We start from the raw sequence: 20527 nt of genomic DNA, 5'->3' as shown, positions 1-20527 counted from the left end.
CTCTGGACCTTGAGCGTGTCGAAACGGCGACAGCGTGGTTTCTATCCGCGCCACGCTTTCGCCCCGCGATGGCGGGACTCAAGCGCAGCTACAGGCTGAACACATCCGGCGCGGGTGCTTGTCGCGTCCGTGATTCCGTCCATGCTTCCCGCATGAAACTGCTCCTGCTGGAATGCCTGCTGTTCGGTTCCTTGGTCGCCGCACCCATCCCCGTCCTCCTCGACACGGACATCGGCACCGACATCGACGACGCGTATGCGCTGGCACAGGTGTTGCGCAGCCCGGAGCTGGAACTGCTCGGCGTGACGACGGTGTCGGGCGACGCCGTGGCCCGGGCGCGACTGGCGGCGAAACTGTTGACTGTCGCCGGACGCAGCGACGTGCCGGTTTACGCCGGCCTCTCCACCGCGACCCAATACATGAAGCAGGTCGAATGGGCGGCCGGCTTCACTTCGCCGGCTTTGCACTCATCCGGCGGCATTGAGTTTCTGCGTCAGCAGATCAACGCGCGCCCGGGTGAGATCGTGCTGATCGCCGTCGGCGAGCTGACCAACGTCGCCGCGCTGCTTGAGTCCGAGCCCGGCATCGGGAAAAAGCTCAAGGCCATCGCCCTGATGGGCGGCTCCATCCGGCGTGGCTACGCGCCGGGGTCCAAGCCCGAACCCGAGTGGAACATCAAGTCCGCCGCCAAGGCCGCGCAGGTCGTTTTTTCCTCCGGGGTGCCGCTGCTCATCGCGCCGCTGGATTCCACCTCCGACCTCAAGCTGACTACCGAGCGGAAAACCCGGCTCTTTGCGCACGGCACCCCGTTGACGGATGCGCTCGCGGCGCTCGACTTCGTCTGGACGCACACGAACACCTGGAGCGCCAAGCTGCCCACCTTGTTCGACAACCTCGCCGTCACTCTCGTCGCAACGCCTGACCACGTGCTGCTCACCGCACTGCACCTCGTCGTCGAGGCCGATGGCACCACGCGTGAGGTCGCGGATCGGCCGCCCAACGCCCGCGTGGCGCTGACTTCAGATCCCGCGGCGTTTCTCGACCACTTCGTGGCGCGGCTTGTCAGTCCCGTCCGTTGAAGCGCCGGCGCCAGCGGGCCAGGCCCGCCAGCAGGCCGCCGAGGCCGAGGAGGGCGTAGGTTGAGGGCTCGGGCACGGGGCTGAAGTTCAGCAGCAGCTGGTTGCCGGACTGGACGAGCGAGAAGCTGTAATTGCTGCCCCAGTTGGTGGAGAAGCCGGCGGTGTTGAGCGTGAAGTTCTCCGGCGCGAAGCCGCTGACGAGGCCGGCTGACACCACGAGCAGCGAGTAGCTCGCGTTGGGATCCGAGAGCTGGAGCTGACCCGCGTTGCCCGCGCCATCGAGGGAGAGGATGTTGATCACAAACGGCGTGCCCGGGGTGGAGGTGACAAAGAGCGTGCCGCCGACCGAGAGGGTGTCGTAGCCCGCACCGGCCAGACCGGTGGGGTCCTGGATCTCGAAGTCGAGGAAGCTGGCGCCGGCCAGCGTGAGGTCGGAGGCGAAGGTCATCGTGCCGGGCGAGTTGCCGGGCGACAGGCCGGCCTGGGCGCCGAGGACGACGGGGCCGCTGAAGGTCGAGGCACCGGAGAGCAGGCCGCCCGAGGCGCCGAAGCTGATGGGGTTGGGGATCGTGACGCCGCGACCAAAGGCGAGTTCGCCGCCGTTGAGCGTGATCGCTCCGGTGCCCAGGGCGGTGGCGTTTTCGGCCAGGAGCACGCCCTGGGTGATGGTGGTGCCGCCGGTGAAGGTGTTGGCGCCGTGGAGCGTGACCGTGGATAACCCGTCCTTGGTCAGGCTGCCCGCGCCCGTGATGGTGCCGTGGTAATCATTGGTTTCGTAAACAAAACCGGAGTCGTGCGCCCCGAGGCGGAGATTCACGCCGTTGTCGATCTGCACGGTGCCACCGGCATCGGGATCACTCAGCAGCGCACCGAGCACAGGACTGCCGGCACTGAAGTGCGCGGTGGCGCCGCTCCCCTGAAGGAAGAGCCGGTTGTCGGTGCTGCCGCCGACGGCGGCGGCGTTGGCAAACTCGAGCACACCCTGCTCGACGAGCATGTCGCCCACGAAACTGTTGGTGCCGGTCAGGCGAATGGTGTTGGCGCCCACTTTCAGCAGGTTGCCAGAACCCCCGATCTGGCCGGACAGGGTGCCCACGGACTGGGTGGTGGCGAGGCGGAGGTCGATGCTGTAGTTTTCGAGGAACAGGTTGTTCGCCACGGACGGCGTGTTGAGCAGAAGCTGGTGGACCTTGAAATCGTTGTAGTAGGGAATCCTCACCGTCAGCGTGCCGGTGCCGAGCGCATTGGCGTGGCTGAGAACCAGCTGGCCGCCGGAAAAGTAGGTGCCGCCGGTGTAGGTGTTGTTCCCCGCCAGCTCGACCGTGGGAAGCGCGCCATGGACCTCGGTGAGGGTCCATTGCTGCTTTTCATTGCCGATGCGGACGATCCCGCTGCCGCCAAGGGTCGAGTTGACCGTGAGCCGGCCGGTGCGGTAGGCGGCGAAGTTGTAGCCGCTGTTCAGGGTCGGCCACGTGATGGTGCCGTCTATGATCGCACTGGTAGCCGTGCCGAGATAGATGTCGGTGCTGGTGTTGAAATAGGAAAGGTCCGGCGAGGTGATGGTGCGGGGAGCCTGGACGTCCACGGAGTCAAACCCCACGACCGCGTGGGTGGTGCTGGGGGAGAAGTGCGACAGGAAGCTGCCCACCGTGATTGCGGGATCCTCGTAGCCGAAGTAGGCGCCGATCGAGGGGTGCGGGGCAAAGTGCTGGCCCGCCGGCAGGGAGGCCGCGGTGGCGAAGATCACGCCGGTCCCGTTGACCGAGGTCTGGCCGGTGTAGGTGTTCGTGCCCGTAAGCCGCAGCAGCAGGGGCGCCGAGGTGTTGTCCATCCGCAGCTGGCGGTCGCCAGTGAGGGCGGAAGCCACGGTGAGCACCCCGCTGCCGTTGCCGGCAAAGCGATACACGTCGTCAAACGGGGTGATGGTGCCCGTGAGGATGGCCGCGGTGGACGAGCTCAGGTAGGGATAACTCAGCCCACGCAGATCAATGTTGGCCGAGAAAACCTGCGGTGCGTTTACGTCCGGACTGTCGAAACCGATGACCTGGCCGTAACCTTGGCTGAACCGGTCGATGTAGGCCGTCTGGAGGTTGGCGGCCGGCGTGGCCAAGCCGATGTAGCCTTCGGAATAGTTGCTTAACTCACCGATGGTCGGCAGCGAGGCGAGAGAGTCAAAGATCACCTGCCCGTTGCTTACCGTGGTGCCACCCGTGTAGGTGTTGGCGCCGGCCAGCCAGATCCTCGTGTTGTTGTCGTTGCCCATCTCGAAGATCAGCTCGGCGTCGCCGCTGATCCCGCCGTTGAAACGCAGGAGCGGCAGCGTCGGCCGGTCGTCGGAGGTGTCGGAAACGTAGGCGTAACCGAAGGTGGTGTTGATCGAGACGGGGCCGTTGAGGGTGAGGCTGTGGTTCCCGGCCACGCGCAACCGGGGGGCGTCGTAGGATTCCGCGTCATCCAGCAGGGTTATGGAGTTCGCCAGCGTGCGCGGCCCCCCGGAGGTGTAGAGCTGGGCGTCCGGATGAATACTGAATGAGCCAGAGCCGAGGGCGTTGTCGTGCCCGAGGCCCAGGGTGCCGCTCCGGAAAACCGTGCCGCCAGTGTAAGTGTTGGCCGCGGTCAGGGTCAGGAGATCGCCCGCGTTGCGGTCGATGAAAAGTGTGCCTGCGCCGGAAATCGTGCCGGCGAGGGTTGTGTAGTTGTCACCAACCAGGGCCAGAGAACCGTTCAAGACGATGTTTTGGGTGAATTTCGCGCCCTGCTCGAACGGCTCGAACCGCGGTGCACCGTGGATTGGGTCCTGCGGCGTGGGAAACGAATTGGGCTGGACGGTCAGCGGCCCGGAGCCGAGAGAACGCGGCCGGGCGGAGAGGGTGCCCGCGTTCAACACGGTGCCGCCGGTGTAGGTGTTGAGACCGGTGAGCGTAACCTTCGAGAACTGGTCTTCGTCGTGCGGTGTCCGCATGGTGCCGAAGGACGCCGGGTCGCCGATCACGACCTGCAGGGAGCCGGTGAGATTGGAATCCACGGTGAGGCCGGCCCCTTTGTAGGCCGCGAAGCGGTAGGCGGACGCCCCGACGGGCAGGGTGATCGGGCCTCGGAGGGTGGCGGTGGTGGCGGTGCCCAGATAGAGTCCGGCTCCGAAGGCGCTGAGGTCGATGGCTCCACCCACCACCCGCCCGTAACCCACGAGGTCATCGAAACCCACCATGCCGGTGTTGGTGCCGGGGGCGAGCTTGGCCAGAAATGCCGCCGGGGTGAACTGCTGTTCGGCGCTGCCCACGTAGCCGCCCGTGCCGAGTTGCAAGCCACTGATGTAGTCGGCGGCATGTACATCGAAGATCACGGCGGAGTTCGTCGCCGTGAGCGGGCCGCCAAAATAATTGCTGTTCTGCAACCAAAGCGTGAGCGGTTGCCCGGCGGGCGAGTTGACGTCCACGGATTTCAGCGCGTCGGTGAGGGTGGATTTGACCACCAGCGTGCCGCCGCCGCCGCCGAACAGATAGTCACCGTTGGGCGTGATCGTGGCGCTGGATTCGAAGGTGCCGAACGTGGCCGAACCCAAACGCAGGCCGGGAGCGAAGCCGGTGAGGTTCACCTCGTCGGTCACGCTGTCGAACCCGTCCACACCCAGCGTGCCGGTGGAGGCCGGGTCGACCCGGGTGGCAAAGCTGGACCAAGGGCTATCGGCGCCGGAGCTCACACCGGCGTAGGCGCCGGAAGCGACATGGATGCTTCCGCTTGGGTTCGTGGTGAGGGCCGTTTCTTCGTCGAAAACGATACCGCCGGCCGTGATCGTCGTGCCGCCGGTGTAGGAGTAGGTTCCGCCGGCCAGCGTGAGATAACCGGGGCCGCCCTTGATCACCCGCGCGCCGGGACCGGAGATGCCGCCCATGAACACGGCGTCGATCGGCTGGTTGACCGTGAGGGTGGAGTTGGCCGCGAGCTGCACGTTACCCGCGCCGTAGTAGTTGGCGGCCCTGAGTCCGCCGATGGTCGGGGCGGCGGTGGTGAAAATCGCCGTGCCGCCGCCCGCCTCGCCAAAATCAAGCAGGCCGGTGCCGGCGGCCTGGTTGTGCGCAAAGATCATCGTGCCTTGGTTGATCTCCACGCCGCCGGAAAACGTGTTGGCGCCGGTGAGGGTGACGGTGTTGTCGGAATCCTTGAACAGCGAGCCAGAGCCGCTGATCGTCCCGCCCAGCGTGAAGTTGCGGTTGCCGGGCGAGTTGTAGTCGTCGTAGCCAAACCAAATGTCGCCGCGCAGCTCCAGCGGCCCGTCCAACACGAGGGGGTTGTTCAAGGTGATGTCAGGCGCCAGGGCCGTCAGTACGCCGCCCTTGGCTGTGACCGTCACCGCCCCGGAGCCGATGGCCGCACCGTGGATGAACCCGACGGCACCTCCGGAGAGCGTTGTGCCGCCCGTGTAGGTGTTGGTGCCGAGCAGGGCGGCGTCGATATCTTCGATCCTGACCGAGCCACCGCCGCTGAGGGTGCCCTCGATCTTATGCGCGAGCGGGCCTTCGCCATAATTGTTGGAGAGCAGGCCGAGCGTCGCCCCGGTGGCAATCTGCACGCCGGTGCCGGGATCCGTTTCCAGCCATTTGATGTCCGTGTTGGCGGCGATCGTAATATTGCCGCTCGTGAGGGTGACGCCCTGGGCCAGTGCGTTCGGGCGGTTGTAAACCACCGCGCCCCCGGGGGCGGCCTCGATGTCGAGCCAGCCCAACGCGCGGGCGGTGCCGGCGAAGGTCAGGGTGCCGGCGCCAAGATAGAGAAAACCGCCGCCGTAACTGTAACCGCTGAGGAGCGTGCCAGTGAGCGTCAGATTCGCGGTGGAACCGGCGGTGCTCAGTTTCACCGGGTCGTAATTCTCGAACCGGAAATCGTTGTTCAGGGTGAAGTCACCGGTGTAGGTCAGGCTGGTGGCGTATTCCCCGACCAACAAACGGCCGGTGCCGAGGGCACTGGCATGGCCCAGGATGAGGTCGCCGGTTTGCCACCGCGTCCCTTGGGTGAAGGTGTTGGCTCCGTTAAGCCGAACGGAACCGCGGATGCCGATGGGAGCATCCGACAGACCAATCAGCAGCCCGCCGATCGTGGCGTCGGTGAGCACCGAATCCACCGTGAGCTGGGCGCCCTTCAGGCCCGTGAGTCCCAATGCGGTGGTTCCGGAGGTAAGCGTGCCCGTGAGCGTGGCCCCGGTTGCGGTGCCGATAAATAGATGTTCGTCGCTGTTCAGCCCGGCCAGCGCACCCGTGAGGTCGATGGCATCGGCGAGGGTGCGCGGGGCACCCGGATTGGTGGAATCTACCCCGAGCACGTGCTCGGTGGTCTGGAGATCGAGCCGGCCGAGGAGCGCCTGCGGAGAAAGCGCGGAATTTTCGGTGACGCCGGCATAGGCGAAGACGTGACTGCCGGAGCGCTGGTCGAGATGGACGGTCACCCCAACGGGCAGGGCGTTCGCGCTGTCGAATATCACCACGCCGCTGTCCACGTTGACGTCACCGTTGAAGGTGTTGTTGCCCTGCAGGACAACGGTCGTGGGCGTCCAGTAGCTGGTCGTGGTGATGTCCACGCCGACGTTGTCGGTGAGGTTCGAGGCCACGGTGAGCTTGCCGCCGCCGTTGCCGAAGCCGTAGTTGGCGGTGCCGTCGGCGGCAGTGAAGATGTTGCCGGTGAGGATGGCCGAGGTGGTGGTGCCAAGGCCGAGCGGTCCGACGAGGCTGGTCAGATCGATGTCTTCCGCAAAAGTCTGCGTGGCGCCCAGCGAATCGAAGCCGATGGTGCCGGTGTATAGCTCGTTGTTGAGGCGGTTGAGAAACGCGGTCTGCACGCCGGTGGTGAAGGCCACGCCGGCGTAGGCGTTGGTCTCGGCGCGGATCTCACCGGCCGTCGGCACGGACGCGGCGGTCTCGAACAGCAGCGTGGCGCGGTTGGCTCCCTCCACGACCGTTTCACCCGTGTAGGTGTTGGTGCCCGACAGTCGCACGGTGCCGTGGGTGATGTTGAGTTGGGTGCCCGGCGTGAGTTCGCCGATGTTGCCGGTGACGATGAAGCCGCCGCCCATGCCGGTGAGACCCCCCAGCGTGATTGGACCGGTCAGGGTGAGCTGGTTGGTGTTGGACCCAAAGGAGCCCGAAACCTGCATGGGGTTGTTGAGGACGTAGCCTTCCGCCGCCTGGATCGAGGTGTCGGTCAGATAAAGCGGACCGCCCGCCAAGGCGCTGACGTGATTGAGCACCAGGTTGACGTTGTACGTCTCGAAACCGCCGGTGAAATTGCCGGGGCCGTTCAGCGTGAGGGTGCCGGTATTCCATGATGGCGTTGCATAGTAGGAAAGAGGCAGGAAGCGGAATCGCCCTGCACCACCGGCTGCACCATTGAAGGTGACATACTGGGCTGTCCAATACTGGTCGGTGGCGAAATTCAGCATGATGCCCGCATCAAAAATGAGCGTGCGGGCGTAGCCGCTGTTGTTGCTGGTCTGGCCGTAGGACCCGCTGGTCGGCGAGAAAGTCAGCGTCGTCGCCCCGGCGCTGCCAAACCGGTAAGTTGTGCCTGGATACGACGCGTCTAAATTGAGCGAGTTGAGTGTCAGGCTCCCGCCGGGAAGTGTGATCAGCTCGGTGCCGTTGGAGACCGGAAGGTAAAGCCGGGCGTTGCCGTCGTTGAGCGGAACGGTGCCGCCAACCCAGTTGGCGGTGTTGTTGTAGTTGTCGTCGGTGGCCCCGCCAGTGGTGATCCAAGTATAGGTGACTACTTGAGCGCCCGCCGTGGCCGCAGCGACCAGCCATAGAATTGCGCGCAGCAGCGTGTGCAGTGGTTTGCTGTGCATGACTTTGTAGTAGGGAAATATCGGAATGAATACAAGTTGCAGTTACTGGCCCGAATGGGCTAACCCGCGCACCCTCAATGCGTGGCAAAATGGCTTGGGGAGGCCATTTAACCCCGAAACGCAGTCCCTGCCCTCCTCCGGCCACACCTCGTTCATCAGGACGATTCCGCCAGACCGGCTGCGGGGATGGCTTAATCGGTGCCCCGCTCCAGTTTCGCGCGGAGTTCGGCAATGAGGGCGTCGGTGTCCTGGATGAACTCACCCAGCTTCACCAGGATCGGGCCGAGGTGCTCGGGCTTGATGAGCTTCTCTTCGTGGCATGATTCCACGGCGCGCAACGCATCTTCCAGGTAACCGCGGGCGCGTTTCAGACGGACGATGGTGTGCGCGCAGAACTCGATCTCCGGCGGCCAATATTTTCCGTTGAGCGCGCCGGCCAGCTTGGGCCCGGCGATCAACGTGGCGTCGAGCAGCTCGGTCACGGGGTGTTCCTGGCCCGCGTCCTCCGGGCGCCACCCTTCGGCCTGGGCGGCTTCGCGCAGTTGCAGGGCAAATTCCGTGACGCGCTCCACCAGCGGATGTTCAAATTCCAATTCTTGCTCCAACTCGGGATCGGGGTTGGTCAACGCCTCCTCGCCGGCGCGGTTCATCTCCTCGATCCACTCCGCGTTGCGGGCGAGCTGCTCGGGTGTGGGTTCGGGCCGGCCTTCCTCGCGGTGCAGGCGGTCGATTTCCTCCTCGAGTATCCGGTCATAGGCTTCTTCGCCCTCCTTGCGCAAACGCGCCTCGATGCGGTCGGCGAGCTTGTCGCTCCGGGCCTGTTCGGCCTCAGCTTCCTCCTCGGTCTGGGGCCGTTCATCCCACTCGGCCGGGGTGTCGTCCACGATCTCGCGCTCCGCCGCGCCCGCCGCTGCGGCCAGGCGGTCCATAAAGCCGGTCAGCGCCGCGCCGTTGGCCTTACGCTGCACCTCTTCCTCGGCCTCGGACATCTCCCAGGCGGGTTCGCCGACGATTTTCAGGTCGAAGGTTGCCGTCTCGATGACGACGCGGCCGTTGCGCTCGCTGATCCATTCCAAGTAAAGCGCGTTGCCCCAGTGCCAGGGCATTTCCCGGCCGGTCTTGTAGTAGAGGTGCAGATCGCTGAGCGGGACGTCGGGCACCTTGACTTTGCGCGAGGCGCTGATGTCGCCGACGGTGCCGCGTTGAAGCGGTGCGAGTTTATCCAAAGCGCCGGGCTTGGGCTGCGGATTCGTGAACTCCAGCCGCCGCCCCGCCAGATCGCGCCAGCAGTTGCCTTCCAGCTCGAGCACGACCGGCTCGTCGCGACCGACGAACCAAAGGCGTCCCGTCACGCGGCCGCGCGTGCGATTGTCGATCTCGCCGCGCACCACCGCTTCGTCAATCCGCCAGGCCATGATGGGTCGGCCCGCTGGTTTACCGCAAAGGCTGCGGGGCGCGGAGCCACTCGATCAGCTGCTTGCCGGTGACGAAACGCACCTCGGGTTTCGTCAGCGCGTAGGTGACAAAGTCCTCCATGGCCTTGCGGCGGTCGGGCTTGTTGGCCGGGTAGAGCGCGGTGTGGCCGCCGACCATGAAGGGCGCGCGGTTGCCGGCGAGGCGGAGGTCGAGAGTGTATTTGAGGATGGCGAGGAACTCCGGGCCGTCGCACTTCGCGGCCTCGAGCACGTTCCAGTCGAGGCCGGTGATCTTGTCGGTCGGCTCCCCGGAGCCACCGCCGTAGCCGACCTTCAGCGCCGCGCCGATGCGGGCGCGCAGACCGGGCTTGGCGCCGTAGCGCGCGCAGTCCGTGTCCGACGGGATCATGAAGACGTGGATCGGTATTTCCCAGAGGCCGGGGTGGTTGCCCACCCGCTTGGGCGAGCCCACGGGGTGGTCGGCGGCGTTGCCGGGGCTGCCGTGGTCGAGCGTGTAGGGCCAGAGAAAGTTGGTGCCGTCCTGGCCGGGCTGGTCGCCCTCCTCAATGGAGCTGTCGTAGAGCTGTCCCTCGGCGGCGAGCGCCTCGAAGGTGGCCGCATTGTAGGCGAGGTAGGGTGTGCGAAAACCCACGATGCCGGCGGCAGGGATGCCGGTCTCGTTGAAGGTCGCTTCGCAGGCGGCCATCTCGGCGCGCCACTTCGCGGTCGTGAAGGCGCTGCCGTTGTCGTGGTTCTGGGTGTGGTTGGCGATTTCGTGGCCCTCGTTGAGGGCGCGGTGGTGGATGGAGATGAGCGTGCGATCGTTCCAATACTTGCCGTTGCTGAAGAAGATCGCGCGCACGGGATTGCCGCCGGCATCGCGCTTGTCCTTCAGGGTGTCCACGAACCACGTCATCGGCTCCGTCTGCGGGTTGTCGTCGAAGCCGAGGAGAATGAACTGCGGCGCCTGTGCGACGGCGAGGCCGCCGGGCGGCTGGGGCGCGGGGGCGAGCGAGTCGGCGGCGGCGTAGGCGGAAAGGGCGGTCATGAGCAGAAGGGGCAGGAGACGGAGGTTCACACCCGACAGGGAATCCACGACCCCGCGCCGGAGCAAACGTGTTTCGTGATTCGCGCCGCTCTACCGTTTGCGCAGGGGCGTGCCGACGGTCGGCTTGCGTTCGCCGCCCCCGCCGGTCTGGATGCCCGCGCCCCGTTACCCTTCCCCACTCCGTTTCGCTCCATGAGCAATCCTGCCGCGCCCGCCTCCACCCCTGTTCGCAATCCCTGGCTTTGGGTCCCGTCGTCCTACCTCGCGGAGGGCATTCCCTTCGCGATGGTCATCTGGGTCGCCGGCACGATGTTCAAGGACCTCGGTCACACCGACGGACAGATCACGGTCGCCACCGCGAGCATCGGCATCGCCTGGTCGTTGAAGCCGTTTTGGGCGGCCTTCCTCGACATGTATCGGACGAAGAAGTTCTTCGTTCTCCTCATGGAGGTGCTGATGTCCGGCTTGCTCGCCGGCATCGCGGTGTGCCTGCCGCTGCCCAACTACTTCCAGATCACCATCGCAATTCTGTGGGTGCTGGCGTTCATGTCGGCCACGCAGGACATCTGCGTGGACGGCATCTACCTCACCTCGCTCGACGAGAAGAAGCAGGCGGCGTTCATCGGCGTACAGGGCGTGTTCTGGAACGTCGGCAAGCTCTTCGGCACCGCGCTCATCGTGTGGGCCGCCGGCTCACTCAAGGAAGACCATGGCTTGTCCGTCACCGCCGCCTGGAGCTGGGCCATCGGCCTCTCGGGGGTGACCCTGGCTCTCCTCGCCGTCTACCACTGGTTCATGCTGCCCACGGGTTCGATCACCGAGCGTCCCAAGGGCGTGGGCGATATCGCCACCACGTTTCTGGACACCATCGTGGATTTCTTCAAAAAGCCCAGCATCTGGGGCATGCTGGCGTTCGTGTTTCTCTACCGCAGCTCCGAGGGCTTGCTGCTGCTTGAGGGCCGCCTGTTCCTCCAAGCCACGCCCGAGCACGGCGGCATTGGCCTTTCGCTGAAGGAGCTGGGTGTCATCGACGGCACCATCAGCACCTTCGTCAGCCTTGGCGCGGGCCTGCTGGGCGGCGCGTTCATGGCGAAGTTCGGCCTCAACCGGAAGACGCTCATCTTCATGGCGCTCTGCCTGAACCTGCCGCACATCACCTTCGTGATCATGTCGCAGCTCGCCGGGCCCGGTCACACGCTGTCGCTCTGGACCATCGGCACGCTCGTGACCATCGAGAAGTTCGGCTATAGCTTCGGCTTCGTGGCCAACATGCTCTACATGATGCAGCAGATCTCGCCGGGCCGCTACCACATGACGCACTATGCGTTCTGCACGGCGCTGATGAACCTCATGCTTGTGCCCACGCAGGCGATCAGCGGCCCGCTGGCCGATCACTTCGGCTACAAGACCTATTTCATCATCGTGATGTTCGCGGCGATCCCCTCGGTGGCGGCGGCGTGCTTCGCACCTTTCCCGCGCAAGCCCGACAACGGTCATCCGGTCTGAGCAAAATCCATGCGCGCCTTTTTGCTCGCGACTCTGCTGACGTTCGCCGCCTCGACCTCCGCCGCCGATTGGCGAAAAACCAAATGGCAGGGCGAAGCCGCTTGGGAATCCTCTTCTGCCGGCTGGCGGGCGGTGGTGTCCGTGGTCCGCGCGCGGCTGATGCACTTTGGCCCCGACGGCAGCGACATGAACCTCCTGCTCGCGCCCGCCACGCGCGCCAATCCCAACCGCCTCGGCGGGCACCGCGTGTGGCTCGGGCCGCAGGCCGAATGGCCCGGCGGCTGGCCGCCGCCCGCGGCGTGGGAATACCGCGAACCCGCCAGCATCGGGGTCGAAGACGAGACGCTTCGTTTCGTGATGCCCGCCACCAACGACGCCTGGCCGCAGCTCACGCGCACCTACCACTGGGACGGCGCGGTGCTCGTGTGCGGGGCGGAGTTCACGGGCGGCACCCGCCCGGCGCAGATCGTGCAGATTTTCCAGGTGCCACCCGGTATGACCGCGGAGGCCGCGGTGCGCCCCGAGGCGGCATTCCCCGCCGGCTTCGTGCGGCTGCCCTCGACGGCCGGTCCGTTTGCCGCGCGCTTTGCACCGCCAGCCCACGCTTCGCTTGCAGGCGACATGCTGACGCTCAAGCACACCGGTGTTGTCGGCAAATACGGGTTTCGTCCGCAGGTACTAATCGGCCGGCTCGACGGTTATGCGCTCACGGTGAGCCGCGGCGCGCAGACCGGCGAGATCGTGGGCGAGCCCGACGAAGGGTTTCACACGCAGGTGTATCTCAGCGGCGCCCACGAGGCCTTCGGCGAACTGGAGCAGCTCTCGCCGCTCTTCGCGGCCGGCAAACCGGCTCGTTTCGAGGTGCGCTTGAGCGGACGAATGCCCTAGTGCCCCACCTCTCGTAGCCGCGCCTGAGTCCCGCAACGCGGGGCGAAAGCGTGGACGCCCGGACCGCCTTGTCGCCCGGCTTCAAGGCGGCTACTCGCGATGCGCCACCTCGGCCAGTATCTCCCGCAGCTTGGTTTTCTCGGGGCGGTAGTCGGCGCGCGGCGTGAAATTCTCCCGGGTGAGCGCGAGACCGCTGATGCCGGCGACGAGGAAGCTGCACCAGCCCGGCGGCGGCTCGCTGCGGCTGCCACCCGCCACCTGCCAGGCCAGCAACACCACCGTGCCATCGCGCAGGCGCCCGAGGGCGTGCGGTTCCACGAGGCGCACATGGTCGTGGTAAATGAACTCCAAATGGCGGCGCGCACGAAGCGCGGTGCGGATCACGGTTTCAGGATCACGCGCCGGCTCCTCCGCCGGACCGCGCACGCCGAGTGCCAGTCCGGCGACGACTGCGGCCCAGAGGAAGCCGCGCCGGTTCATGCGCGGGAGTATTCGACTTGAAAAGAGGCCTTCAAGCCGGGAGATTTTTTAACCCCTAAATGGATTCCGCAAAGGAGTAATCCTTGGCGGTGTGTGGTGACTGATCGTCACCATGGATTGTTTCCCGGGCCGGCTTAGCGCCGGCTTTGCATGGTCGGCAATTTCAGCCACAACGAAGGTTGGGTGACTGATCCTGGGCTGCCAGCAGGCAGCAACAGGAAGCAGACCCCAAATACAAATCCGGAGGCGATCAGCCGGAGGGGACAGAGTGGGTTCCGCCGTTGGCGGAACCTCATTAGTGGTTACAAACCTTCGTTCTCACCCGCCCGCCGCCTGGTAGAGCAGGAACACGATGAGCTGCGCGGAAAACACGCGCAGGAGCATCACGAGCGGATAGACGGTCGCGTAGGAAACGGCCGGGGCGTCGCTGCCGGTGCTCTGCTGGGCGAAGGCGAGCGCGGGCGGGTCGGTCATGCTGCCGGCCAGCAGGCCGCAGAGCTCGGCGTAGTTGAGTTTCTTCCAGGCCCGGGCCAGCAGGCCGATCAACAGCAAGGGCACGGCGGTGATGAGCGCACCGTAGAGCAGCCAGGAGAGACCGTTGCCGCCCAGGAGCACCTCGACGAACTTGTCGCCCGACTTCAGGCCGACGGCCGCGAGGAAGAGCGTGATGCCGACCTCGCGCAGCATGTGGTTGGCGTTGGTCGGCAGATACCAGACCAGCGGGCCGGTGTTGGCGATGCGCGAGAGGAGAATGGCCACGACCAGCGGGCCGCCGGCGAGGCCGAGCTTCACGGCCGCGGGCAGACCGGGGATCGCGAGCGGAATGGCGCCGACAATCACGCCGAGCGCGATGCCGAGGAAGAACGGGATCGGCTGCGGCGAGTTGAGCGCCTTGTTGGAATTGCCGACCGCGGCGGCCACGGCGTCGATCCGCGGCTCCTCACCGACCACCATGAGCACGTCGCCAAACTGCAGGCGGAAACCCGGCGTGGCCGTGAACTCGATGCCGCCGCGCGTGACGCGCGTGACCACGACGTCCTGCTCGGCGAGCACTTCCAACTCGCCCAACTCGCAGCCATAGACGTCGCTGCGCGTGACGATCAGCCGGCGGTTGGTGACCGCACCCGGCATCGTCTTGAGATCAATGCCCGCATCGGCGCCGACGACCACGCGCAGCTCGTCGAGTCCTTCCTCGGGACCGACGGCGTGCAGGATGTCGCCGATCCGCAGGAGGGTTTCGGGTTTCGCGACCTCGACCTTGCCGGAGCGGGAGAAGCGCGACACGACCACGCCAGAGCCGGCGAGACCGGGCACCTTGCCGAGCGGGCGGCCGACGAGGTTGGGATTGCGCACCTCGAAGTTGCGGGTCGCGGGCTTGGGGCGGGCCGGGGCGTGCGCGGCCTCGGCGGCGGCGACCTCGGCCTTCACATCCACACGGAAAATGGTCCGCACCAAAATCATCGTCAGGATGATGCCGACAATGCCGAAGGGATAGGCGACCGCATAGGCGAGGCCTTGCACGGCGGCGGCGGTGTCCGCCGTGCCGACCTGTTTCAGCGCCTGCTGGGCCGCGGCCAGACTGGGGGTGTTGGTGGTGGCGCCGGAGAGCAGGCCCACGCCCGCGGGCAGTTCGACGCGGCCGGTCTTGATCAGGACCACCGCAACCACGGCACCGAGCAGCACGATGGCGGCGGCAAAGCCGTTGAGCATGAGCCCGCGCGACCGCAGCGAGCCGAAGAAGCCCGGACCGATCTGCAGGCCGAGCGTGTAAACGAAGATGATCAAGCCGAACTCGCGCACGAATTCCAGCACGTGGTGGTCCACCGTCAGCTTGAAGTGCCCGAGGAGCAGGCCGGCGAACAGCACGCCGGCCACGCCGAGGCTGACACCCCCGACGCGGATCTTGCCGAGCGCCGACCCGGCGGCGCCGGCCACGCCCAGCAGGATGACGGTGCGGGCGACGGATTCTTCGGTGAGCAGGTGCGTAAGCCAGTCCATGGTAAAGGCCGCTAGGTTACCAAGCCCCGGCGGCGGGCACAGCTCATTTGTTGGTGTTTTCCACGCAACCCGGGCGGGCCGCGCCTGTCATCGAGTCATAACCCCCGGCTGGAAACCCGCCGATTTTGTGTCATGTTACCCGCCATGCACCTCTCCCGTTTGCTTCCGTCCCTCATTTTGGCCGGAGGGCTGGCCTGGCTGACCGGCTGCGAATCGGCGTCCTCACCCAACGCCATCATGGACCGGGTGGATGCCAACCGCGACGTCTATGAGTCGTGGCCCATCGAGATCAAGGACGCCGTCCTCTCGGGCCAGGTGCAACGTGGCATGACGACCGACATGGTCTATGTGGCGCGCGGCAAACCCACCGAACGCATCGAGCGCGGCAACGGGGACGAGATCTGGGTGTATCGCATCCGCTCCGGCAACGACGGCGGGGGCGGCGTGCTTGGCGGGGGTGGTATCCTGCCCCGAGGCACCACCGTGAGCGTGGGCACCGGTGGTGGAGCCGGCTATCCCGGAAGCTATCCGGGAACCTACCCGGGCACGTATCCCGGCACCTACCCAAGCGGCGGCACGGGTGTCTATATCCCGCCGGTCGTGCTGGGCGGGGGCGGCAGTTCCGAACCCGACCTCGAAGAACAGATCGTCTTCCGCAACGGCAGGGTCACCCACGGCGACGGGGTGAAGTGAGCGAGGGGGGCGGAACCCGCGCTCCGCGCAGGCTCGTTTGAGCAAGCCCGCGCGAAGCGCCGGCTCCATCTTCCCACCCCATCCGAACTTTGGTGTTTTTTGTGCTTTTTGTGGCTGTCCCGCCGCCTGCATCCTGCCGCCCATGAGCTTTGCCCGCGCCCGCAAACTGATCGACGCCGCCCACGCCGGCGATCCCAAGAAGACGGCCGACGGCCGTCCCGCCGAACTCGTCTATGCCGACCGCATGGAAGCGTGGGTCGTCCGCGCCGCCGCCGAGCCCACCGACCTCCTGCGCCTCGCCGCCCGCTGCCAGCACCTCGAACGTTGGCTCGTGCCGCGCGCCACTTTTCCCGAGGGCAAGGCCGGCTACCTGAAGTGGCGCCAGTCGCTCTACAAGAAACAGGCCGACCGCGCCCGTGAACTCCTGCTGCAGGCCGGCGTATCCGCCGCCGACGCCGACGCGGCGGCAACCTGGGTTTCGAAGACGGCGATGAAGACCAATCCCGGCACCCAGGCGCTCGAGGACGCCGCCTGCCTCGTCTTCCTTGAGAACGAAATCGGGGACTTCGCCGCGCAGCACACGGAGTATCCGCGCGAGAAGTTCGTGGAGATCATCCGCAAGACCTGGAAAAAGATGAGCCCGCGCGGCCAGGACTTGGCGAAGACCATCCCGCTTCCGCCCGCCATCGGCGCGCTGGTGACCGAGGCGATCACAGGGGCGTGAAGCTGTGGCGGCGCTCTATGAGCGCCGACCCCGGGCGCCGGCGGGCACGGACCTCCGCTACAGCTTGCCTCGCGGCGGCGGAGCGGGTCGAATCCCCCGCGGTGGCCGACCCCGCACACTCCGATTTCTCCCTCCGCTGGCGCTGGCTGCTGCCGGTGGTCGCGCTCGTCGGGCTGTTCCACCTCTCGCCGCTCTCCGACGCCCTGAACCGCGGGTTCTTCGACGCCGCGAGCCGGCATCCGCTGAAGGCCCCACCGCTGCCGGACAATTCGGCGCTGGTGCTGGTGGACGAGAAAACCATGGCGGCCATGAGCGCGCAGGGGGTGCGCTGGCCGTTCCCGCGGCTCATCTTCGCCCAGCTCATCGCCTCGCTGCACCTCGCCGGCGCGGAGAAGGTCGTGGTGGACTTCACCTTCTTCGAGGAATCCGATGCCATGCAGGACCAGCTGCTCGCCGGCCTCGCCGCGGCCGCCCCTTCGGTCGTGCTCGCGCGCACGGCGGAACGGCCGCCGGTCTTCTGGAGTGAGGAGTTTGTGGCGGCGCACCCGCAGTTTTTTGGGAACAAGATGCGCACGGGATTGGTGGAGTTTCCGGCTGACGCTGACGGTGTGGCCAGGCGCTACGACCTGCCTCTTTCCCTTGCGGGCAGTGCAGATGGTGAACCAAAACGCCCGAAAAACGCCCAGGGCGGTCTCCTCCGCTGGCACGGGGGATTGCGGTCCATCGAGACCAAGGGCGTGAAGGTTTACTCGGCGGCGGACTTCATCGCGGTTGGCCGCCCGATCATCGAACGTCTGGCCAACGCCGCGCCCGATTTGGACGCGCCCGGCCTGGCGGCAGCACTGGCGGCAGAACCTGCCTTGCAGGGGCCGCTGGCCGACGCCGTGCGGGGCAAGGTCGTCTTCGTCGGCGCCAACGCCAGCGGCACTTTCGACGTGAAGCCTTTGCCCGTGGGCAAGGTCGAGCCGGGCGTCCTGATTCATTGGACCGCGTGGACCAATCTCGTGACCGGTGGCTTCATCACGGCGCTGGCCTGGCCCTTTGGGCTCGGGGCCACGCTGCTCGCCGGCGCCGCCGTCTTGCTTGCAGGGTTGAACCGCACTTCCATCATTGCGCCGGTCGGCATCGCAGTGGTGCTGACCGCGGTGCTCTTCGGCGGAGCCTATGCCGGCCTGTCGGCGGGTTGGTGGCTGCCACCCGCCACACCCGCAGCGGGCGTGGCGCTGGTGCTGCTCGGCGTGGTGGTGGAAAACTTCTGGCGCGAACAGCGGCGCAAACGCGAGATCCAGGCGATGTTCGGCGCCTACGTGGACCCGGGCGTCGTGGAAGAGCTCGTGCGCAACCCGGCGGCCATCCGTCTCGGGGGCGAGCGGCGCGAGGCCACCGTGTTCTTCTCCGATCTCGCCGGTTTCACCGACCTTTCCGAAAAACTCCCCGCCGAGCAGATGGTCGAGGTCGTCAACGCCTACCTTGAGGAAACCAGCGAATGCCTGCACCGCCACGGCGCGTACGTGGACAAGTACATCGGCGACGCCGTCATGGCCGTGCTCGGCGCGCCGCAGCAGCTGCCCGACCACGCCGTCGCCGCCTGCCACGCCGCGCTTGAGGCGCGCGCCGCTTTGGCCGGTATCAACGCCCGCTACGCCGCCAAGGTCGGCGTGACGCTGGAAGTCCGCATCGGCCTCAACACGGGCGACATGGTCGTCGGCAACCTCGGTTCCTCGCGGAAAAAACAATACACCGTGATGGGCGACACCGTGAACCTCGCCTCGCGGCTGGAGGGCGCCAACAAGGCCTTCGGCACCGGCATCCTGCTCGGTGAGGAAACGGCCCGGCGCGTGCAGAGCGCGATGGTAACGCGTCCGCTCGCCCGCCTGCGCGTGAAGGGCAAGCTGCAGGCCATCGAGGTCCACACCCTGCACGGCGTCGCCGGCACCCTGCCGGCCGAAGAAAAGGAGTTTGTCGAAATCTACCGCGCAGGCTACACCGCCCTCTGCCAACGGCGTTTCGCCGAGGCCGCCGCCGCGTTCACCCGGGCGCTGGCGCTGCGGCCCGGCGACCTGACCACCCGCCGCTGGCAGTTCGAAGCCACGTCCCTCACCCAATCCCCGCCCCCGCCCGACTGGGAACCTGTCATTTCCCTGGATTCCAAATGAAAAGAACCCTCCCCGCCGCGGCCCTGCTGGCCGCCCTCGCCACCGCCTCGGCGCTCTTCGCCTTTGAGGCCGGCGGCTTCGCCTTTACCAAGCGCGCCGAAACCAAACTGCTTGCCGAGCCCAAGCCCCTAGCCGAAGCCGCGGGCACCCTGCCCTTCGGCCGGCAGGTGAAGATCGAGGAAATGCAGGGCGCGTGGCTGCGCGTCAGCGAAGGCGACACCGCCGGCTGGGTCTTCAAGGGCAACCTGGCCCTCACCAAACCCGAAGAGGTCAAAGGCCTGCTCGATGGTGTGCCGCAAGCCGCCGCCCAGACCACGGCCACCGCTGCGGCCCGCCCGCTCTCGAACGTCGTCAACCAATACGCTTCCGCCCGCAGCCTCGCTTCCGCGCAAGGCGATCTTGAGTGGGTCATCCACGAGTGCGCCGCACTCACCACCGAGGAAGTGGACGCCTACCTGCAGGCGCAGAAGAAGGGGGAATACCAATGAGCCCGCGCCGTATCATCCTTTCCCTCGCCGCGAGTCTCGTGCTCGCTGCCGCGCCGCTTTCCGCGCAGCTCGACTTCGGCAAGCTCTCCAAGGGCCTCGACAAGCTCAAGCAGGGCGTGGACACGGCCAAGGATGCCTCGAAGGTCGCCAAGGGCGTGACCGGCATCGGTCCCGAGGAGGAGCGCCAGATCGGCGACGCCGTCGCACTCGAAATCATCGCGAAATACGGCGGCGTGGTCCGCGAATCCGACGTGATGCACCGCGTGAACCTCGTGGGCCAGGCGCTGGCCCGCTACTCCGACCGGCCCGACCTCGAGTGGCGTTTCGCCGTGCTTGCTTCGGACACGGTCAACGCCTTTTCCGCGCCCGGCGGCTGGGTCTTCATCACCCGCGGGCTCTACGAGCGCGCCGACAGCGACGACACCCTCGCCGGCATCCTCGGCCACGAGATCGCGCACATCACCAACCGCCACGCCCTGAAGATCGTCGAGCGCAACGAGGCCGCGGCCGGCGGCAAGAGCCTCCTGCTCAAGCGCAGCAGCGAGGCCCGCGAGCTCAACGCCCAGGTGCAGCAGATAAACGCCCAGCTTGGCGTGGACATCGGCGGACTGGTGAAAGCCATCGTCGAAACCGGCTTTGACGCGCCGACGGAATACGAGGCCGACAAGGACGGCCGCCAACTCGCCGTGACCAACGGTTTCGCCCCCGGCGGCCTGCGCGCGGTGCTCGCGAACCTCAAGCAGACGGGCGAGAACCGGAAGACGATGTTCTCCACGCACCCGCCGCTGGCCGTGCGCATCCAGAAGCTGCCCGACGAGCCCGCGCCGCCGGCGGCGCCGAAGCCGCTGCCCGCCAAGCTCGATCCGGCCGGCAACGCCGGCATCCTCGCCCGCCTTGGCGGCGCGGTCGTGCGCTCGGTCGCGACGGATGATGCGTCTGCGTGGCACCAACACGGCGAAGGCGAGGTGCTGTTGCAGGCCCTCGGCGCCGCCGTGCAGGTCGAGTTCCGTGAAGGTGCCGTCGTGCTCGCGCCCGGCGAGTTCGTGCTCGTGCCCCGCAACCGCGAATTCCGCCTCGTCGCCCCCGCCGGCTCGCGCGTGCTCGCGATCGCGCCCGGTGCGGTGGCGTTTGACTGAGGCCTCCGCAGTTTTGGTCAGCACCGCCACGCTAAACGCCATGTTGGTTTAACCAGCAGGAGATAGCGGGCCATTCTCTCGTTG

The 20527-nt window shown here is 66.6% G+C and carries 13 protein-coding genes; 8 read left to right on the top strand and 5 right to left on the bottom strand.

The window, feature by feature from the left end:
* Positions 1 to 152 precede the first annotated feature (152 nt).
* On the top strand, positions 153 to 1079 hold the full coding sequence (locus tag ESB00_RS00635) for a nucleoside hydrolase (protein WP_164975964.1): 927 nt from the start codon (positions 153 to 155) through the stop codon (positions 1077 to 1079).
* On the opposite strand, the gene ESB00_RS00630 is transcribed toward ESB00_RS00635, so the two are convergent.
* The 3 genes from ESB00_RS00630 to ESB00_RS00620 all read right to left on the bottom strand — a co-directional run bounded on the left by ESB00_RS00630 (position 1063) and on the right by ESB00_RS00620 (position 10404).
* On the bottom strand, positions 1063 to 7911 hold the full coding sequence (locus ESB00_RS00630) for a beta strand repeat-containing protein (protein ID WP_129045802.1): 6849 nt from the start codon (positions 7909 to 7911) through the stop codon (positions 1063 to 1065). The genes ESB00_RS00635 and ESB00_RS00630 overlap by 17 nt on opposite strands.
* A gap of 191 nt (positions 7912 to 8102) precedes the next feature.
* Complete coding sequence (locus ESB00_RS00625) at positions 8103 to 9326, bottom strand: hypothetical protein (protein ID WP_129045801.1); 1224 nt, start codon at positions 9324 to 9326, stop codon at positions 8103 to 8105.
* 19 nt (positions 9327 to 9345) lie between these two features.
* Positions 9346 to 10404 (bottom strand): polysaccharide deacetylase family protein, encoded by a 1059-nt coding sequence (locus ESB00_RS00620; protein ID WP_129045800.1) that lies wholly within the window; start codon positions 10402 to 10404, stop codon positions 9346 to 9348.
* 162 nt (positions 10405 to 10566) lie between these two features.
* On the opposite strand from ESB00_RS00620, the gene ESB00_RS00615 reads away from it, so the two are divergent.
* Together ESB00_RS00615 and ESB00_RS00610 are read left to right on the top strand one after the other, a co-directional pair.
* A complete protein-coding gene (locus ESB00_RS00615) occupies positions 10567 to 11880 on the top strand; it encodes an MFS transporter (protein WP_129045799.1) in 1314 nt (437 codons plus the stop codon).
* A 9-nt stretch (positions 11881 to 11889) separates the two neighbouring features.
* Positions 11890 to 12768 carry a hypothetical protein gene (locus tag ESB00_RS00610; protein ID WP_129045798.1) on the top strand — a complete coding sequence of 293 codons (879 nt, stop codon included), beginning with the start codon at positions 11890 to 11892 and terminating at the stop codon, positions 12766 to 12768.
* A gap of 90 nt (positions 12769 to 12858) precedes the next feature.
* Here the strand turns inward: ESB00_RS00610 and ESB00_RS00605 are convergent, their stop codons facing one another.
* Positions 12859 to 13248 carry a hypothetical protein gene (locus ESB00_RS00605; RefSeq protein ID WP_129045797.1) on the bottom strand — a complete coding sequence of 130 codons (390 nt, stop codon included), beginning with the start codon at positions 13246 to 13248 and terminating at the stop codon, positions 12859 to 12861.
* A gap of 318 nt (positions 13249 to 13566) precedes the next feature.
* Positions 13567 to 15246, bottom strand: a complete 1680-nt coding sequence (locus ESB00_RS00600; protein ID WP_129045796.1) for a putative transporter — start codon at positions 15244 to 15246, stop codon at positions 13567 to 13569.
* Positions 15247 to 15390: 144 nt separating this feature from the next.
* Between ESB00_RS00600 and ESB00_RS00595 the strand changes: the two genes are divergently transcribed.
* From ESB00_RS00595 to ESB00_RS00575, 5 genes are all read left to right on the top strand, one after another.
* Positions 15391 to 15939, top strand: a complete 549-nt coding sequence (locus tag ESB00_RS00595; RefSeq protein WP_129045795.1) for a hypothetical protein — start codon at positions 15391 to 15393, stop codon at positions 15937 to 15939.
* A 142-nt stretch (positions 15940 to 16081) separates the two neighbouring features.
* Entirely contained in the window at positions 16082 to 16663 is a 582-nt protein-coding gene (locus ESB00_RS00590; protein ID WP_129045794.1) for a DUF4202 domain-containing protein, read from the top strand.
* A gap of 101 nt (positions 16664 to 16764) precedes the next feature.
* On the top strand, positions 16765 to 18819 hold the full coding sequence (locus ESB00_RS00585; RefSeq protein WP_164975963.1) for an adenylate/guanylate cyclase domain-containing protein: 2055 nt from the start codon (positions 16765 to 16767) through the stop codon (positions 18817 to 18819).
* Positions 18816 to 19307, top strand: a complete 492-nt coding sequence (locus tag ESB00_RS00580) for an SH3 domain-containing protein (protein WP_129045792.1) — start codon at positions 18816 to 18818, stop codon at positions 19305 to 19307. The genes ESB00_RS00585 and ESB00_RS00580 overlap by 4 nt, the downstream gene beginning before the upstream one ends.
* A complete protein-coding gene (locus ESB00_RS00575; RefSeq protein ID WP_129045791.1) occupies positions 19304 to 20443 on the top strand; it encodes a M48 family metalloprotease in 1140 nt (379 codons plus the stop codon). Before ESB00_RS00580 ends, ESB00_RS00575 begins: the two co-directional genes overlap by 4 nt.
* Positions 20444 to 20527 lie beyond the last annotated feature (84 nt).

The sequence above is a fragment of the Oleiharenicola lentus genome, from assembly GCF_004118375.1.
Classification (GTDB): Bacteria; Verrucomicrobiota; Verrucomicrobiia; order Opitutales; family Opitutaceae; genus Lacunisphaera; species Lacunisphaera lenta.
Note: the sequence above shows the minus strand (reverse complement) of the source record. Positions and strands in the feature narration are given on the sequence as shown.

What these genes read in the sequence shown, in the direction of transcription:
- ESB00_RS00595 (WP_129045795.1), top strand. Translation starts at nt 15,391, where the DNA reads ATGCACCTCTCCCGTTTGCTTCCGTCCCTCATTTTGGCCGGAGGGCTG.
- ESB00_RS00625 (WP_129045801.1), bottom strand. Translation starts at nt 9,326, where the DNA reads ATGGCCTGGCGGATTGACGAAGCGGTGGTGCGCGGCGAGATCGACAAT.
- ESB00_RS00605 (WP_129045797.1), bottom strand. Translation starts at nt 13,248, where the DNA reads ATGAACCGGCGCGGCTTCCTCTGGGCCGCAGTCGTCGCCGGACTGGCA.
- ESB00_RS00575 (WP_129045791.1), top strand. Translation starts at nt 19,304, where the DNA reads ATGAGCCCGCGCCGTATCATCCTTTCCCTCGCCGCGAGTCTCGTGCTC.
- ESB00_RS00590 (WP_129045794.1), top strand. Translation starts at nt 16,082, where the DNA reads ATGAGCTTTGCCCGCGCCCGCAAACTGATCGACGCCGCCCACGCCGGC.
- ESB00_RS00635 (WP_164975964.1), top strand. Translation starts at nt 153, where the DNA reads ATGAAACTGCTCCTGCTGGAATGCCTGCTGTTCGGTTCCTTGGTCGCC.
- ESB00_RS00610 (WP_129045798.1), top strand. Translation starts at nt 11,890, where the DNA reads ATGCGCGCCTTTTTGCTCGCGACTCTGCTGACGTTCGCCGCCTCGACC.
- ESB00_RS00600 (WP_129045796.1), bottom strand. Translation starts at nt 15,246, where the DNA reads ATGGACTGGCTTACGCACCTGCTCACCGAAGAATCCGTCGCCCGCACC.
- ESB00_RS00630 (WP_129045802.1), bottom strand. Translation starts at nt 7,911, where the DNA reads ATGCACAGCAAACCACTGCACACGCTGCTGCGCGCAATTCTATGGCTG.
- ESB00_RS00615 (WP_129045799.1), top strand. Translation starts at nt 10,567, where the DNA reads ATGAGCAATCCTGCCGCGCCCGCCTCCACCCCTGTTCGCAATCCCTGG.
- ESB00_RS00580 (WP_129045792.1), top strand. Translation starts at nt 18,816, where the DNA reads ATGAAAAGAACCCTCCCCGCCGCGGCCCTGCTGGCCGCCCTCGCCACC.